Raw genomic sequence first — 16,681 nt, forward strand, 5'->3', positions numbered from 1 at the left:
GCGGGAACCCTGTGGACGGTCTTCGATCAGCCCTGGGTTCGGAACACCAGGGACGAATGTCCCACCCGGATCACGTCCCCGTCGGCCAGCTGCCACGTCTGCACCGGAGTGCCGTTGACCGTGGTCCCGTTGGTCGACCCGATGTCGGCGAGCGTCGCGCTCTGCCCGTCCCAGGTGATCTCCAGGTGCCGCCGCGAAACGCCGGTGTCCGGAAGCCGGAAGTCAGCGTCCTGCCCGCGGCCGACGACGTTGCCGCCCTGCTTCAGCGAGTAGGTGCGGTTGGAGCCGTCGTCCAGCTGGAGGCTCGCCTGGAGCTGACGGCCCGCGGCCGGAGCGCCCTGCTGCGCGTACGGGTCCTGGCCGTAAGCCGCCTGCGGCTGGCCGCCGTACTGGTCGTACCCGCCCTGCTGGCCGTAACCCTGGTCGTACCCGGCGGCGGGCGGCTGCCCGTAACCCTGGTCGTAACCACCCTGCGGCGGCTGCCCGTAGCCCTGGTCGTACCCGCCCTGCGGAGCCTGGCCGCCGTAGCCCTGGTCGTAGCCGGGCTGCTGGCCGTAACCCTGGTCGTAACCCGGCTGCGGCTGAGCGCCGTAACCCTGGTCGTACCCGGCGGCGGGCGGCTGGCCCTGAGGAGCGCCGTACTGGTCGTAGCCCGGCTGCGGCTGAGCGCCGTAGCCCTGGTCGTAGCCCTGCTGCGGCTGACCGCCATAACCCTGGTCGTACCCGGGCTGCTGGCCACCCTGCTGTCCGTAGCCGTACTGGCCCTGCTGGCCGTACGGGTCACCCTGGTCGTATTGGCCGTAGCCGGGGGGCTGGCTCATTGGTGGGTCTCCTGCGTTGCTGGGTCGTGCCGACCGCGACGGCCCTTCCCCCGCATTGGCGCGGGCGTCGGGATCGACGGACGAACGGGTCTTGAACTGTCCAGTATGCAGCGCCTCGTTGCGCTCGAGTGATACGACGACGTCACCATAGGTGTCCCAGCCCTGCGCGGCGAGGTGTTCCGCCACCGCCCTGGCGAGAACCCCGGTGACCCGCTGCTCATCGCCGGCCATGCGATCGTGGTCAGCCGCCCCCAAGGACACGATGTAGTGATTCGGGGCGAGCTGCCGACCGCCTGCCAGCTCACGAACGTTCTCCTCGCCTTCCCTCTCGAGCGCAACCGCCACTTCCTGCGTGACGACGTTGCCGCCGAACATGCGCGCGAAAGTATTCCCCACAAGGTTCTCGAGTCGCCTGTCGAAGCGCTCAACGCGACCCACCGGGGACAACCTCCTCACACGTGTGCTTCCGCATCGATCCTATCCGGGGGAGGAAGGGTTGGGCATGCCCCCGGTGAAACCCGTCAGAAGGCCCTGCTAAGCTTTGCTGGCTGCCTCAAGGAAGCAACTCGGGCGAGTGGCGGAATGGCAGACGCGCACGGTTCAGGTCCGTGTGTCCGAAAGGACGTGAGGGTTCAACTCCCTCCTCGCCCACCATGGTCAGGCCCCCAGCCGCTAGCGCGACTGGGGGCCTTTTCCGTTTGTCGGTCGTCCTTGTACCCGGGGGCCGAGCCCCCGGACCCCCGCGGTGCTTGCTGGTGAGGGTTGGGCGTTTGGCGTTGGGGTGGGTGGCTTCGGGGTCGGGCGGGGTGGGCCGGGGCACATTTTGTGGGTGGGGGTGGTTGGGGGGAATTTTGGTTTTTTTGGGGGCGGGGGGTGGTTGACTCGTTACACTTGGTGGTGCTGACGGCTGCGAGGGGAGACGCGGATGTCGGGCGGGTACCAGGTCGATCTTGGGCGGATGGGGACACTCATTTCTGCGCTCGAGCAGGCCAAAGAGCGGATGACCAGCGCCAATGCGAAGCTCAAGTGGTCTTCGCCTGGCGAGTTGGGCAGCCGGGAAATCGATTCGGCCGGTGGTGAGTTCCAAGACCGGTGGGAGTACGGGATCGGCAAGATCGCCGAGTTCTCCGGGACTGTGGCCGAGGGGCTGTCCACAGCGAAACAGGTCTACGCCGACATGGAGAAGAAGGTCGCGGACCAGTTCGGGAAAGGGGCAGCCGCGGAGCCGCCATCGGCGATCAGCGCGCGGCTCGACGGGCCAGGACGATGAACTGGGACCGGGTCGCGCCCGTGCAGACCGGAAGCTATCCGGCGCTCGGGTTCGATCCCGCGCCAGGTGTCGTAGCGAAGGTGACAGACGTCGCGACGACGTTGGGCAGCGTCGCGGCCGAAATGGGCCAGGCATACGAGGATCTGACGAAGCTCGGGAAATCCGACGGATTCTGGGAAGGCGAAGGGGCGCGGGCCTTCCAGAAAACAGTCGGGCAGGTGCCGGACTACCTGGACAAGGCGCACCGATCACTGTCCGGTGCTTCCGGAACCCTGACCAGGTGGGCCGAAGACCTCGGCACCATGCAGCGGCAAGCCGCGGACCTGGAACACCAGGCGGAAGCGGCTCAAACACAGGTGAATTCGGCGCAAGCAGATCCCGGCCTTCGGCTGGCCGGGCAGACTTTCAGCGACCCGGCGCAGATGCAGCAGGCCCAAGAAGCGCTGGGGAAGGCACAGCAGCAACTAAACAAGGCGCAGGGAGACCTGGACGCTTTGCGCGAGAACGCGAAACGGCTGCTCGCTCAGCACGCAGACCTCGCGGGGCAGGTCGCCGAAGCACTGCGCAAGGCGAAGGACGAAGCACCGGAAGAACCTGGTCTGCTCGACAAAATCGGCGACGCCATCGGCAAAATGGTCGACGGGATCAAAAAGCTCGCCGGTGACGTCTGGGGCTGGGTCAAAGAACACGCCGACGTCATCGCCAAGATCGGCGACGTGCTTTCCACTGTCGGCAACGTGCTGGGCGTAGTGGCACTCGCCACGTCATGGATCCCCGGAGTCAACGCGGTCACCGCGGCCGCGGCAGTAGGGGTCAGTGCCGCCGCGGCGGGGACGAAGCTGCTTGCCAAAGCCGCTGGCGCCGACGTGTCATGGGGAAGCATCGCGATGGACGCGGTCGGTGTCATTCCCGGCGGAAAAGTCGTGGCAGGAGCCAAGAACGCGGTCACTCAGGCCACGCGTGGCGCCGCTCTCGCGAAAATGGGGAAGGCCGGCGAACTGGCGGGCAAGGTGCCGGGCGTCGGGCAAAAGGTGATCAAGGGGATCGGCGGCACAGTGGCCAGGGACGGGGCCGGAGCCGCGATCAAGATCGACGGGCAAGTGGTCAAGATCGGCGGCCAGGACGTCAGCCCCATCACGATGAACGCGTTGCGGTCCGATCCCGCCGCGGCGATCGACCAGGCAGCGCGGTACTCGCACGGAAAAGCCGTTGATCTGGCGAACAAGCTGCCCGGGGTCAACCTGGAACCGTTCAGCAACAGCGGAATCGTGGCCGGAGTGGCGGTCAACTCCGGGATCGGTGTGGCGAAAGCCGAAGCAAAAGACTACGCGGCGGACAAAATCACCGGAGCCTGACGCGAGCCGGCCCGGAGGTGACTGCGACGTTAGAGGTGACGGGTGAATCAAGGCAGAGAGTCGGTACGCGGGTGGGCGACGGCTTTGTGGGGAGAGCCCGCCGGGGTGGTCGCCTTCCAGCGCAAGCGCTTCAAGCTGACCCTTCCCAACCGGCAGGACATCGGAACATGGAGCATCGGCAAGAAGATCCTCTATGTCCTCGCGTTTCCGATCTTCATTCCGTACGCACTCGTCCTGTATGTGCTGAACTTTTGGGAAATCTACCCGAAGTGGCCGACCAGGGAGGGCACGCTGACGGTGCGCGGGACGATGCCGTACGGCCCGGCGGTCGAGTTCGTCGACCTCATGAAGAAAGCCCCGAAGAAGTCATGGGTGGCTTTTTCGAAGTCGCACGTCGTCTTCGTCGAGGATGCGGCCGGGCAGGGGGTACCGGTGCCCTTCTGGCAAAGCGGGCCGGAGGTGAACGTGGAACTCACCCCGGGGGCCGAGGAAGGAGTGCTTCGGATCTATTGGCCCGAGCACGGGCAGGCGGTGCTGAAGCTGAGCGAAGAGGAAGAGGCTCTCGTCAAGAGCTTCGCTCAATCGTACGGCGAAGGATGGTCCCGCTTCCGGTAATCGCTGATGGTCGTGCCACCGCTCCCAGACAGGACGGAAACTCATGTCCGACGTGTCCGCTCCACCGGAACCACCCGGGTTCTCGATCTTCCTGCCCGACGGGTTCATCGCCTTGCCGTCCGGGGAGATCGACGAGGAAAAGTTCCGCTCCCTTGCCGCTTCCGTGTCCGCTGAGTTCGGCGCGGAGCCGGATGCCGAGATAGATCAAGGCATCGCCGAAACGACCGCGATGCTGGCCACCACTGCGGCCATGGCCGAGGCCGGCGGCTCCAGCTACACGGCAGCTGGGTTCTTCCGCTCGCCTGACGACCCGCGGCGGCCGATCATGGCGGTGGTCAACTGTTTCTGCCTTGAGTCGGACCATTCTTCGGCCACTGTGGCGATCTCCGGTCTCGAGGAGGTGCAGCGCAGCACCGCGACCGGGCCGGTCGAGGTCGTGGAGCTGCCTGCAGGTCCGGCGGTGATCGCGCAGTCCGCTACCCGCGGCAGCATTTCGATCGGCGAAGGCTCGGTGCAGGTCGCCGAACACGCGATCACCGCGTGGATTCCGGGGCCAAAGGTGGTCCTCGGCCTCGCCGTGACCAGCAACAACCCCGAGGACTGGACCCACGTGACCGACCTGGCGCGCGGCATCTTCGACACCTTCGAATGGGCCGACGCCGACTGATGGCCTACCCGGAAAGTTGCTGACGGTCGTGAATCCCTGCTCGCCCACGGCATCCCCAGGCCGCTGGTTTCCGCCTGCCCTGGCCGGGAAGATCCGTGCCACCACGATCCGCTGGGGTTCCGCGAGCGCCGGAATCGGCTTGCTCATGGTCATCGCGGTGCCGGTCTTCGGATACAACCTGCCCACTTCCTATGACGTGACCACCACGCTGACAGTAGCCTTGGGCATTCTCGCGGCTTGTTGCCTGCTGCTTTCCGGAGTGGGCTTGCTGGTGGCGCGTTCCTATGTCGCGAACGGACAACTCGGGTACCGCAAGGAGTACACCGTATTGGGAGTTCAGCTGGGAACGGCTATCCCCGGCTGGCTGGCAGCGATCGGATTCGCGTTCTGGTACGTCGTTTCCGTGACGACCTCAGGCAACTACTCCGGGGTGGGTCAACTGCACTTCACAGCACCTGTCGTGCTCTACCTGAGCCTGCCCGTCGCGGCGGCGATCATCAACTCGGTCAACCTGATCATCGCCTTTTCGCTTTTCTTCCCCTCGTCCCGCAGGCTGAGCAGATGATGGGGCAGGAGCTGGAGCAGTACTTCGAGCGCGACTGGCAGGAGCCGGTGCGCGTCGTGGTGCTGGGCAGGGTCAAGGTGAGACGCGATCGGCGGCACAGGCGGGCCGATCGGTCGATGGGGTGTGTGGCGGAGGCTGTTCTCGAGATTTTTGCCAATCTCGCCTGGCCTTTCATGGCGCTTTGGGAGTTCGTGACAGTTCCGAAGCGACGCCGGAAGCCAGTGGCAGTGCCGAGCGGCCCAGCGCGAGGGCAGGCGTTCGAAGCGGCTTCGACGTTGAAGGGGCGCGACGGGGATATCGCCGTGGTGCGCGGGGCGGGGCGGGTGGCGTTGGTTGAGGCGGGGGATGCCGCACCGGTCGTGTTGTGGGAGGGACGTGCGCAATGGAGTCCTTCGCCTGCCTGTTTGTACTGGGAAGACGGCTCGATGTTGATGCTCGCGCCGCGGTGAAAGGCTGGACACGGAACGTGACGCTTCCGGTAGCCTGAGCCGGGACCAGCTGGGCGGGGGAAACGGTGAGCGACGGCAACTACTTCGACGGCCAGGCGGACAAGGTCTTCCAGGCTGGCAAGGTGTACGGCGACGTGCATTTCCACGGGCCGCGGCAGCCAGCGGCACCGGCATTACAAGTCCAGGCGCCGCCGAAGCATTACCGGAACAATGAGCGTCAGCTAGCTGCACTCACCCAAATTCACGACGAGGCGCGTGACCGGGTAGCGGTCGCGATCGTGCGCGGGGCACCGGGCAGTGGGCGAACGACGCTGTGTGAAACCTGGCTGCACCAGCACCGGGACCTGTTCGACCGCTTCTATTCCGTGCGCGTGGGCCATCGGGCGGGCGCTGACGTACTCGCCGAGTTGCTGTCCAAGCTGGGCTACGGCCCGGACGAGATGCAGGCGAGTCTTGAAGGCCGCGCGGCGATGTGGCAGTCGCAGACCGCCAACTTCAAGGTCGCGCTGCTGGTCGACGACGCGTTGAGCGCGGCGGAGGTCAAAGCGCTGCTGCCGACCCGTCCAGGCTCGTACGTGCTCGTGGTCGGGTCGGGGCTCGATGCGCTGCGTGCCCGGTATTCCGCTCGCGAGGTCGAGCTGGAGCCGTTGAGCGACGAGGCGGCGCTGGGCGTGCTGACTGAACTGGTGGGCGAGGAGAAACTCGCCGCGGAGCCGGAACAGCGGGAAGAACTGCTTCGGATTTGTGCTGGCTCCGCTGCGGAACTCAACGTCGCGGGAATGATTCTCGCCCGGCAGGGCGGCACGGTGCGGCGGCTGATCGCGCGCATCCGGGCGAAAGGCGCTTTGGCCAGCGCGGTGTTCGACGTCGCGTACGACTTGCTGACCGAGCGAGAACAAGCGGTCTACCGGTTCTTCGGCGCGCACCCGGGCAGCGGTGACGTCCGGCTGGAAACCGTCGCGGCGGTGCTCAGTCTCGACGAGTTCGACGCTGAGGACGCGTTGCAGAAACTGGTGTCCGCCAAACTGATCGAGGTTATCCAGGGCCGGTACCGGATGTCGGAGCTGGCTCGTTTGCACGCCGCTGGGCTGGCTGGCGAGCTTTCCGGCGTCGTGATCGGGTACTACGCCGAGCAAGGGCTCAAGATCGCGGAACGCGCGCTGCCTACTGGCTGGCCAGCGAAGATTTGGCCGGGATTCGCTCCGGCGCCCTCCGCGGTGGACGCCTGGGAGTGGTTGTTCGCTGAGCAGGCGAACCTGCTTGCCTCGGCGGAGGACGCGTTGCAGGCCGGGGCGCACGAGGACGTCATCCGGCTGGCGAGGGCGTTGTGGCCGGTCTACAAAGACGGCGCGTATCCCGCGGAACTGGCGGTGGTGAGCCAGGACGCGGTCCAAGCGGCGCAGGCTGCCGGGATGCCTCTTGCCGAGGGGTTGGTGCGTACCCAGCTTGGGTTCGCTCAGATGCAGCGGCGGGATTGGGCTGCCGCGCAGGAGCAGTTCGCTGCGGTGGCCGAGCTGGCTACGACGCCGGAGGAACACGCGTCCGCGTTGGAGGCGCGTGGGCTCGCGTTTTTCGAGCCTGGCTGGGTCGCTCGGCAGCAGGGACGTGTGGAGGACGCGGCTTCGTTGCTGGGCCAGGCGGAGGTCTGTTTTCGGCAAAGCCTTGCGCTGGCTGAGGAGATCGGCAGCCAGCGTCGGCTGGCGTTGATTCGGATGCATCTGGCCAAGGTTGTGTCGCCGGAGGAAGCGGCTGCGCTGCTGGCGCAAGCGGAACACGGGTTGAAGAGCGAGCCGGGCAATCTGGTGAAGGTCCGGCTGTGGCAGGGGCGGAAGCTGATCGAGGCCGGGGCGTACGAGGAAGGCGCGGCGGTGCTGGCTGAACTCGATTCGGCGGCGGAGCAGGCCAATCTGCAGCGTGAGCGGATTGCCGCGTTGCGGTCTCGGGCGGAGGCGGCGGTGGGCCGCGGGTTCCGCGATCAGGCGAAGGCACACGCGGAGGACGCGTTGAGCATTGCTCGGATGCACGGCTTTACCGCTGAGGCGACTGACCTGCTGCTCTGGCTTGAGCAGTTCTGACTATCCATAGTGGACAGTCAGCCGGGCCTCGTGCTTGCGGCCGCCTGCGGTGAAGGGCAGCTGCTCGGGGAAATCCAGGCCCAGCCGTTCGCGCGTGTAGAGCAGCGACGGTACGGCTTGCGGCAGGTCCGTGCCGGTGAAGGACACGACTAGGCCGTCTCGGCTGCCGGCCAGCCAGCCTGATCCGGCGGGGCAGGCGGCCCATTCGCAGCCGGGGAATTCGGCGAGGGTGAGGGCGATCCAGCGGCCCGGCTCAGGGAAACGGTCGCCCAGCACGATGTCGGCGCGGCGCAGCTGGCGTGGGTCGGGGCCGTCGACGTGGACGACCAGGTGTGTGTCGGCGGACTCCGCGGCGAATCTGGTGACTTCGTCGCCGCGGACCTGGATCCATTGCGCGCCGGGTTCTGGACGTTGGACTCGCGGCAGCGGGAACGCGGTGAAGCCGGCTGGTTGAGCTGGCGGCGGCAGGCGAAGCGTGCGGTAGCCGAGGTCGGTCAGCAGGGCGGCGGATTGGCCGGGGACGCTGGTGGCGAGTGCGGTCGCGGCGGCCAGGGCCGCGGGTTGGGTCGCGGTGCGCAGCTGGTCGGCCAGGTTTTCGTCGGTCAGGACGGGGGCGGTGCGCAGCAGTGCGGCTACGGGGGAATCCGGATCGACGGCCTCGTGGGGTGCGGCGGCCAGCAGGATCGGGGTGCCAAGGCAGGCGGAGTAGTAGGTGACGGAGCCGTGGTCGCCGATGGTGACGTCGGCGGCTACTGCGGCTGGTTGCCACAGGTCTTCTTCCGGAAGGACGGTTACGCCCGCGTGCTGGCAATCTCGCAGCCACATTTTCAGTTGCCACGGATAATGGCCTTGGCCGATGTTGGGATGTAGAGCGAGGACGACGGCGAATTCGTCCAGAGGTAATTGACGGGCGATGCGTTCGGGGAGGTCTGGGCTGGAGCCGTACGAGGAGAGCTGGCCCCACGTGGACGAGATCAGCACCAGGGTTTGCTCGCCGGTTACGCCCAAGGCTTGGCGGTAGGATTCGCGCAGTTCCCGGGCGTCTCGCAGGCGGTCCAGGCAGGAGTCTCCGGCGATGACGGCGTGGTCAGCGGCTTCCGGACAGTACTGCCGCAGGCGGGTGAGCTGCTCGGGGTGGGACAGGACGTGATGTTCGGCGATCACCTCGCCGTTGTGCATCAGCCATTGCTCGGACAACCCGAAAACCGGTTTCCGGTTTCCGGTTTCCGGTTTCCGGTTTCCGGTTTCCGGTTTCCGGTTTCCGGTTTCCAAGAACTTATTATAACCCATTCCGTGCGGCAAAACCGTCAACGGAGCGCGCAGCCGATGCAAATCCCCGCCGTAACTGGCTGCCAGCGCCCAGTCGAAATCCTCCGTCACGACGTCTTCCCACGGCTCCAGCGGGATCCCGCGCGCGGCGAGGTACTCCTCCGTCCCCCGGGTGAACGCGCTCGAATCCGGGCACGTGAACACCACCTGCACCCGGGGATCCCCGGCGAACAACGGCAGTACGTCCAGCAGTCGCGTCGCCGCGGTGACGTTGTGCACTACCGCCAGCAGCGTCCGTTCCGTGCGCACAGTTCGCCAGCGGCGCGGCACCGGGAAGGACGACGAAGGCACGGAGAGCGATCTTACCGATCGCGCTCCGTGCCGGTCGGGCGAAAGAGGGTCAGAGGCTGATATTGCCTTGTACGTCACGCAGCTGAACGACCTTGGCCCCTTCGGCCACGGTGCCCACGTGGTTCGTCACTCCGCCGCTGCGTGCTTCCTGGTGCACCTCGAACTCGGTGCGCAGCGCCGCGCCGAACTCCGGGTCCTGGCGGCTGGCCTCGTCGAGGCGTTCGGCCAGCGCGGTGACGGTGGCCGGGTTCTCCGGGGTGGCCGCCTCCAGTTCCGCGGTTGCCTTGCTGTTGCCGGAGAACTTGCGCTTGACCAGGTCATACAGGCCGGTCGCGGCCTTTGTGGCCAGCGCGGTGGCGACAGCGGTCAGGATCGGCTCGGGCATGCGACTCTCCTCAGGTCGACGGCCCTTCTACCGTACTCACTTCGCGTGCTCGTCGATCCATTCGGCGATGACATCGATGCGTGAGGTGGTCTCGGCGGCGGTGTGCGGGCAGTCCGGGCCGTTGTTCTCGATCGAGAACAGTTTGCCGTCGGTGAAGTACGGCGCGCCCGTGTCGTAGGTGCACGCGCTGGTGGACGCCGAGGGCGCGACGCCGCGAATGCCGACTGTCGTGCCGCCGACCGACGAGATCTTCATCGTGCCCTGCTGCAACTGCTTGGACGGCACCGGGTTCTGCGCCGTCCGGCTGCCCCAGCCGGCCAGCGTGACCTGCTGTCCGACGCCGGGGACCAGGTGGTTCACAGTGAGCGGCTTGACCTCGGAGACCGGGCTGTCGAGCTTCGCCAGCGCGACGTCGTTCGGGCCGGCTTGCAGCACCTCGGTGACCTTGCGCTGGACGCCTTTCTCCTTGGTTTCGTCGACCAGGCCCAGCGACACCGCCGTCGGGTACGGCACCGGGCCGGACACCCGGTTCTTGTTCGCGTCGTGGAAACAGTGGCCGGTGGTGACGATCCACTGCGGCGCGACGAGCGCTGCCGAACAGAAGCTCGAGTACGTGCTTCCGTTCGGCAGCGGGATTCCGGTCATGCTCAGCTTCGCGGCGAAGCCGAATTGGCCTGCTGGGACGTCAGAGCCGTTCGCGACGGCCAAAGCCGGGCTCGCGGTGAGGATGGGCAGGAGAACTGCTGCGGAGATCGCGGCGCGGACGCGCATTCTGTCCCTTCGTCCGGGTCACCGGCGGACGCCGATGCACTCGGCCTTCCACGCTAACGACACCGTCCGCACCGCGGAATTCCCTTGATGGGCGACGAAAACCGTCCGATCTCGCGACTTGCCCTCACTGGGTGTGCGAGGCGATCCAGTCCTTGAGAATGTCGACCCGCGCGGTCGTCTCCGGGGTGGAGTGCGGGCAGTCCGGGCCGGTCGACTCGACCGAGATGAGCCGGCCGGTGTGGTCGCCGTCGTCGACGAAGTACGGCGCGCCCGAGTCGTAGCTGCACGCGCTGGTGTTCTTCTGCGGCGAAACCCCGATGATGCTCGTGGTGGTGGCGTCCGAGCCGACGACCTGCATTTCGCCCTGCTGCAGTTTGTCCGACGGCTTCGGCGAAACCTCGGTGAGGCTGCCCCAGCCGGCGAGCAGCACCTTCTGCCCGTCGGTCGGCGCGGCGGGCGAGACAGTCAGCGGCTTGATGTCGGTGACCGGCTGGTCGAGCTTGGCGATCGCGACGTCGTTGACGCCCGACTGCTGCACTTCGGTAACCGTGCGCCGTTCGCCCTGGCCGGGCTTATCGACATTCGTGCCGAGAAGCACCGAAGTCGCGTACGGAACCGGGCCGGAAACCGGCTTGCGGTTGACGTCGTGGAAACAGTGCCCGGCGGTGATGATCCATTGCGGCGCGATGAGCGAACCCGAGCATCCGCTCGAATAAGTGGTGCCGTCCGCCTTCGGGATGACGGGCATGGACAGCTTGGCCGCGAACGGATACTCGCCGGGCGCCACATCGTTGCCGTTCGCGACCGCGGACGCGGGAGCCGCGACAGCCAGCGCGGCTCCGGCGGCGAGGAAGGCAGCGGAAAGGGCAGCACGCAAACGCATGAAATATCCTCCGGAAGACGACTACTCAATGCGAACATAGGCGTCTCCGGTTTCCCCCGAAAGGGGGATCAGCCGGGGCTGCCCGATCGGGCTCGCCCGGCTGCCCGCGTTTTCCGAATTCAGCTCACGCCGACGAGGTCGACGACGAAAATCAGCGTTTCGTTCGGGGCGATCACGCCGCCCGCGCCGCGCTCGCCGTACGCGAGGTGCGGCGGGATCACGAGCTGGCGGCGGCCGCCGACCTTCATGCCGGTCACGCCCTGGTCCCAGCCGGGGATGACCTGGCCGGAACCCAGCTGGAAATCGAGCGGTGCGCCACGGTCGTAGGACGCGTCGAATTGCGCGCCGGTGGAGTGCGAGACCCCGACGTAGTGGACGCTGACAGCATTGCCCGATTGGGCCTCGGGGCCGTCGCCGACGGTGATGTCTTTGATCTGCAGCTCGGCGGGCGGCGGTCCGTCCGGGCGCTCGACTTGGGGTTTTTCCACGCTCATGGGGCTCACGGTACCTAGCGCTCAACCGCTGCGCCGGATGGAGTACCGCCGGACGGACTACTCCCAACGAGGGGATAAACGCGAAAACTCTTCACATGCCCGCTACCCGTCGGTAGCGTGCGCTGGGTCACCCTGGGGCATCCTTCGTGGACGGAGCTGCGGCATGCGACGACGCATTCCCATCCTGGCCGCGGGCGCGGTAGCCGTGCTCACGGCCGGCCTAGTGCAGATCGGGACCGCGGCACCGGCTTCCGCCGCGTTGCCCGGCAACGACTATTGCGCTGGCCAGTGCAACGACATCCTCCCGCCGGGGGAGAACGGCAGCGCGACGCTCGCCGAAATCCTCGCCAACAAGGCGTTCGGCACGCAGCCCGGGCACGCCGACGACCAGCTCGGCAAATACGCCGATCTTGCGGGCGGCTACAAAACGCTGACCACTGACACGATCGGCAAATTCTTCAACGACTCGTCCTTCGGCGTGCCCGCCGACCAGGTCGCGAGCACGCTGAAACCGCGCGACGACGTGACGATCACGCGCGACAAGGCCACCGGCGTCCCGCACATCCAGGGCACGACGCGGTCCGGCACCGAGTACGGCGCGGGCTACGCGGCGGCGCAGGATCGCTTGTGGCTCATGGACATCATGCGCCGGGTCGGGCGCGGCCAGCTGACGTCCTACGCCGGCGGCGCGGAAGCGAACCGCGAGCTGGAGCAGTCTTTCTTCGCCTCCGCGCCTTATACCGAAGAAGAGTTGCAGCAGCAGATCGACGCCGTGGCGGCGAGCGGTCCGCGCGGCAAGCAGGGACTCGCCGACGCGCAGGCGTACATCGAAGGCATCAATAAATACATCACCGATTCGCACAACGGCCGGTACTTCCCGGGCGAGTACGTGCTCACCGGGCACGTCGACGCGATCACCAACGCGGGCACCATCGAACCGTTCAAGCTCACTGACCTCGTGGTGCTCGCCTCGGTGGTCGGCGCGCAGTTCGGCGCCGGTGGCGGCGGCGAGGTGCAGAACGCGGTCGCGAAGCTGGCGCTGCAGGAGAAGTACGGCGTCGAGCAGGGTGAGAAGGTGTGGCAGAGCCTACGCGCCGCGGACGATCCCGAGGCCGTGAAGACCCTGCACGACGGGCAGAATTTCCCGTACGGCAACACTCCGGCGAACCCGCAGGGCGCGGCGTTGCCGGACAAGGGTTCGGTGACGAACCAGCAGCTCGTGTTCGACCAGACCGGCTCGGCGGCCTCGGCGCAAGCGAAGGTCAAGGTTCCCGCGCCGAAGGACCAGGAGTCCGCGCGCGGCATGTTCGACAACGGCGTGCTGCCGGGCAACATGCTCAAGGAAAAGCACGGCATGTCCAACGCGCTGCTGGTGTCCGGCGCGAAGACGGCCAGCGGACATCCGGTCGCCGTCTTCGGTCCGCAGACTGGGTATTTCGCTCCGCAGCTGTTGCTGCTGCAGGAAATCCAGGGTCCGGGAATCAGCGCGCGGGGCGCGTCGTTCGCCGGGATCAGCATGTACGTGCTGCTCGGCCGCGGCCAGGACTACTCGTGGAGCGCGACGACCGCGGCTCAGGACATCATCGACACCTACGCGCTGCCGCTGTGCGACCCGAGCGGCAAACCGGCCACAAAGGACTCGAACTACTATCTCTACCAGGGCAAATGCCTCCCGATGGACACCGTGGAGCGCAAGAACGCCTGGTCGCCGACGGTCGCGGACGGCACCGCGGCCGGGTCCTACACGCTGCGCAGCTACCGCACGAAGTACGGCCCGGTGACCTCGCGGGCGATGGTGGACGGGAAGCCGGTGGCGTACTCGTCGCTGCGCTCGTCGTACATGCACGAGGTGGATTCGCTGATCGGGTTCCAGGAGTTCAACGACCCGGGCTACGTCAAATCGGCCGCGGACTTCCAGCGCGCCGCGAACGACGTCAACTTCACCTTCAACTGGTTCTACGCCGATTCGAAGGACATCGCGTACTTCAACTCCGGCGCGAACCCGGTGCGCAATTCCACTGTGGACCCGATGATGCCGGCGTGGGGCGACCGCGGGTTCGACTGGTCGGGCTGGAACCCGGCGGGCAACAAGGCCGACTACACGCCCGCGTCACAGCATCCGCAGTCGGTGAACCAGGACTACTACATCAGCTGGAACAACGCGCAGGCCAACGGCTACGCGTCCGGCGGTGCGGACAAGTCCGCCGTGCACCGCGGCGACCTGCTGGACGCACGCGTCAAGGCGCTGCTTTCCAGCGGCACCAAGGTGACCCGGGTCAACCTGACCCAGGCGATGGAGGACGCGGCACTGGCTGACCTGCGGGCGGAGAAGGTGCTGCCGCTGTTGCTGCAGGTGCTCGACAAGGCCCCGCTCACCGGTGCCGCGGCGGACGCCGAGGCGAAGCTGAAGACGTGGATGCAGCACGGACACCAGCGCGTCGAGTCCAGCCCGGGCAGCAAGACCTACCACGACGCGGACGCGATCCGGATCATGGACGCTTGGTGGCCGCTGCTGGTCACCGGCGAGTTCAAGCCGTCGATGGGCGACGACGCGTTCGGCGCGATGACGAACGTGCTGCAGATCAACGAAAGCCCGTCGGGATTCCAGAACGAGACGCCGGGCAAGCACGTCGGGCAGCCGCACCAGGGTTCGGCGTATCAGCACGGCTGGTGGGGTTACGTCAGCAAGGATCTCCGCACGGCGCTCGGACAGCCGGTGGCGGGCCCGCTCGGCGCGAAGTTCTGCGGCGGCGGCGAGGTGAACGCGTGCCGGCAGATGCTGGTCGACTCGCTGACCACGGCCGCTGGGCAGCCAGCGAACACTGTGTACCCCGGCGACGGCGACTGCTCGGCCGGTGACCAGTGGTGCGCCGACACGGTGATCCAGCGTCCGCTGGGCGGCATCGCGCACGGCAAGATCAGCACGCAGAACAGGCCGACGTTCCAGCAGGTCGTCGAGTATCCCGCACACCGCGGCGACAACGTTTCGAACCTCTCGGCGGGCAAGCCGGTGAACGCTTCCAGCGCGGAAACCGGGTTCTACAACTCGCCCGCTTCGAACGCGGTCGACGGCAACCCCGGCACCCGCTGGGCGAGCGACTGGAGCGACAACCAGTCGATCACCGTGGATCTCGGGTCGGTGCAGCAGGTTTCGCGAGCGGTGCTGTCGTGGGAGAAGGCGTACGGGAAGGGATACAAGATCCAGCTGTCCACCGACGGCACCGACTGGCACGACGCCGCGGTGGTGACGGACGGGAACGGCGGGACGGACAACGTCTCGTTCGCGCCTTCCGACGCGCGGTTCGTTCGGATGCAGGGGATCTCGCGCGGGACTAAGTACGGGTATTCGCTGTACGAGTTCGAGGTTTACGCGCACTGACTTCGGTCGCTGCTGAAGCGACGATGAGAACCGCCCCGGCCAGCATGATCGGCCGGGGCGGTTCTTTCCTGAACAGGACGCTGAGCAGGCAGGCGCGCCAGCGATGGCCGTGCCGGATCCACCGCCGCGTTCCGGCCGTTGGAGCTGTGGCTGTCGCAGGCCGTCTACCTGCACTTTCGCCCGGCCAATCAAGACGCTGCCCACTTTGTGGAACGGCTGACCACTTGGTGACATTCATCGCCTGCCGTCCAAGCGGACGCGAAGTTACCGTGTCCGCATGGACGACTGGACTCCGCGGACCCGCGCGATCGCGGCGGGCCGGCCGCACGGCCCCGGCGAGCCGCTGAACACACCGATCGTGGCCACGAGCACCTTCGAGGCCGGCGGCGACGCGGTGTATTCGCGCTCCGACGGGACGGCCACTTGGGACTCTTTCGAGGAGGTCGTCGGGTCGCTGGAAGGCGGCACGGCGGTTGCCTTCGCGTCGGGGGTCGCGACGTTGTCCGCGGTGCTGGATTCGTTGCCGGTCGGGTCGACGGTTGCGGTTCCCTCATTCAGTTACGCGGTTACGCGCGGAGCGTTGAAGCACGCACAGCAAATCGGTCGCCTCACGGTCACTGAATTGGAGCCGACGGACACTCAGGCGTGGCTTGATTGCGACGCCGATCTGTTGTGGCTCGAATCGCCGACTAACCCGACGCTCGACGTGATGGAGATCGAGACCATCGCGCGCGGTACGCGGGGACGAGTAGTCGTCGACAACACCTTCGCGACTCCGCTGCATCAGCAACCGTTGTCGCTCGGCGCGGACATCGTTGTGCACAGCGCGACGAAACTCATTGGCGGGCACAGTGATCTCCTGCTCGGCGTCGCGGTCGCAGCCGATCAGGACATTGTGGACGAACTTCGCTCGGCGCGGACTCGGGTCGGCGCGACGCCGGGCACGCTCGAAACGTGGCTCGCGTTGCGCGGTCTGCGGACGCTTCCGGTGCGACTGGCGGAGCAAACCCGTACCGCGGAATTGCTGGTGTCCCGATTGGCGGAACACCCGGCGGTAACAAAGGTTCGCTATCCCGGTTTCGGGATGATGGCGGCGTTTGAAGTCGACGGCGCGGCTACTGCGGACAAGGTGTGCGCGAGCGTGCGGCTGATCCGGTCGGCGACGAGTCTCGGCGGGGTGGAAAGCCTGGTGGAGCGGCGTGCGTGGCTGCCTGGCGAGGAGCGCGTGCCGCCGGGGCTGATCCGGTTTTCGGTCGGGCTGGAAGACCCGGAGGACCTGTGGCGGGATTTGCTGACCGCGCTCGGTTGATTTCCGTCATTCATTAACGAGGG

Annotated in this window: 15 protein-coding genes and 1 tRNA gene; 10 read left to right on the forward strand and 6 right to left on the reverse strand. The window is 66.9% G+C overall.

What is annotated here, in order from left to right; all coding sequences use genetic code 11:
- Window positions 1-26: 26 nt before the first annotated feature.
- Window positions 27-1,259 carry an FhaA domain-containing protein gene (locus ACWGIC_RS09925; protein ID WP_452075517.1) on the reverse strand — a complete coding sequence of 411 codons (1,233 nt, stop codon included), beginning with the start codon at window positions 1,257-1,259 and terminating at the stop codon, window positions 27-29.
- A 130-nt stretch (window positions 1,260-1,389) separates the two neighbouring features.
- Here ACWGIC_RS09925 and ACWGIC_RS09930 point away from each other — a divergent pair.
- The 8 genes from ACWGIC_RS09930 to ACWGIC_RS09965 all read left to right on the forward strand — a co-directional run bounded on the left by ACWGIC_RS09930 (window position 1,390) and on the right by ACWGIC_RS09965 (window position 7,817).
- Window positions 1,390-1,475, forward strand: a tRNA-Leu gene (locus tag ACWGIC_RS09930).
- A gap of 346 nt (window positions 1,476-1,821) precedes the next feature.
- Complete coding sequence (locus ACWGIC_RS09935) at window positions 1,822-2,091, forward strand: hypothetical protein (protein WP_452075518.1); 270 nt, start codon at window positions 1,822-1,824, stop codon at window positions 2,089-2,091.
- A complete protein-coding gene (locus tag ACWGIC_RS09940; RefSeq protein WP_452075519.1) occupies window positions 2,088-3,446 on the forward strand; it encodes a putative T7SS-secreted protein in 1,359 nt (452 codons plus the stop codon). The genes ACWGIC_RS09935 and ACWGIC_RS09940 overlap by 4 nt, the downstream gene beginning before the upstream one ends.
- A gap of 105 nt (window positions 3,447-3,551) precedes the next feature.
- Complete coding sequence (locus ACWGIC_RS09945) at window positions 3,552-4,061, forward strand: hypothetical protein (RefSeq protein WP_452075520.1); 510 nt, start codon at window positions 3,552-3,554, stop codon at window positions 4,059-4,061.
- 43 nt (window positions 4,062-4,104) lie between these two features.
- Complete coding sequence (locus ACWGIC_RS09950; protein ID WP_452075521.1) at window positions 4,105-4,728, forward strand: hypothetical protein; 624 nt, start codon at window positions 4,105-4,107, stop codon at window positions 4,726-4,728.
- A gap of 16 nt (window positions 4,729-4,744) precedes the next feature.
- Window positions 4,745-5,293, forward strand: coding sequence for a hypothetical protein (locus ACWGIC_RS09955; protein ID WP_452075522.1), 549 nt, complete (start codon window positions 4,745-4,747; stop codon window positions 5,291-5,293).
- The gene (locus tag ACWGIC_RS09960; RefSeq protein ID WP_452075523.1) at window positions 5,290-5,742 is read left to right on the forward strand and encodes a hypothetical protein; all 453 of its coding nucleotides are present in this window, start codon (window positions 5,290-5,292) and stop codon (window positions 5,740-5,742) included. Before ACWGIC_RS09955 ends, ACWGIC_RS09960 begins: the two co-directional genes overlap by 4 nt.
- A 65-nt stretch (window positions 5,743-5,807) precedes the next feature.
- Window positions 5,808-7,817 (forward strand): hypothetical protein, encoded by a 2,010-nt coding sequence (locus tag ACWGIC_RS09965; RefSeq protein ID WP_452075524.1) that lies wholly within the window; start codon window positions 5,808-5,810, stop codon window positions 7,815-7,817.
- Here ACWGIC_RS09965 and ACWGIC_RS09970 read toward each other — a convergent pair whose 3' ends face one another.
- The 5 genes from ACWGIC_RS09970 to ACWGIC_RS09990 form a co-directional block, all read right to left on the reverse strand.
- Window positions 7,818-9,437: a hypothetical protein gene (locus tag ACWGIC_RS09970; protein WP_452075525.1), complete on the reverse strand. Its 1,620-nt coding sequence runs from the start codon at window positions 9,435-9,437 to the stop codon at window positions 7,818-7,820.
- A 49-nt stretch (window positions 9,438-9,486) separates the two neighbouring features.
- The gene (locus ACWGIC_RS09975) at window positions 9,487-9,822 is read right to left on the reverse strand and encodes a hypothetical protein (protein ID WP_452075526.1); all 336 of its coding nucleotides are present in this window, start codon (window positions 9,820-9,822) and stop codon (window positions 9,487-9,489) included.
- A 36-nt stretch (window positions 9,823-9,858) separates the two neighbouring features.
- Window positions 9,859-10,593 (reverse strand): S1 family peptidase, encoded by a 735-nt coding sequence (locus tag ACWGIC_RS09980; protein ID WP_452075527.1) that lies wholly within the window; start codon window positions 10,591-10,593, stop codon window positions 9,859-9,861.
- 124 nt (window positions 10,594-10,717) lie between these two features.
- The gene (locus ACWGIC_RS09985) at window positions 10,718-11,476 is read right to left on the reverse strand and encodes a S1 family peptidase (RefSeq protein WP_452075528.1); all 759 of its coding nucleotides are present in this window, start codon (window positions 11,474-11,476) and stop codon (window positions 10,718-10,720) included.
- Window positions 11,477-11,595: 119 nt separating this feature from the next.
- Window positions 11,596-11,970: an FKBP-type peptidyl-prolyl cis-trans isomerase gene (locus tag ACWGIC_RS09990; protein WP_452075529.1), complete on the reverse strand. Its 375-nt coding sequence runs from the start codon at window positions 11,968-11,970 to the stop codon at window positions 11,596-11,598.
- Window positions 11,971-12,133: 163 nt separating this feature from the next.
- On the opposite strand from ACWGIC_RS09990, the gene ACWGIC_RS09995 reads away from it, so the two are divergent.
- Window positions 12,134-15,349: a penicillin acylase family protein gene (locus ACWGIC_RS09995; protein ID WP_452075530.1), complete on the forward strand. Its 3,216-nt coding sequence runs from the start codon at window positions 12,134-12,136 to the stop codon at window positions 15,347-15,349.
- Window positions 15,350-15,626: 277 nt separating this feature from the next.
- On the forward strand, window positions 15,627-16,658 hold the full coding sequence (locus ACWGIC_RS10000) for a trans-sulfuration enzyme family protein (protein ID WP_452075531.1): 1,032 nt from the start codon (window positions 15,627-15,629) through the stop codon (window positions 16,656-16,658).
- Window positions 16,659-16,681: the final 23 nt, after the last annotated feature.

It is taken from the genome of Amycolatopsis sp. NPDC054798, assembly GCF_053611505.1.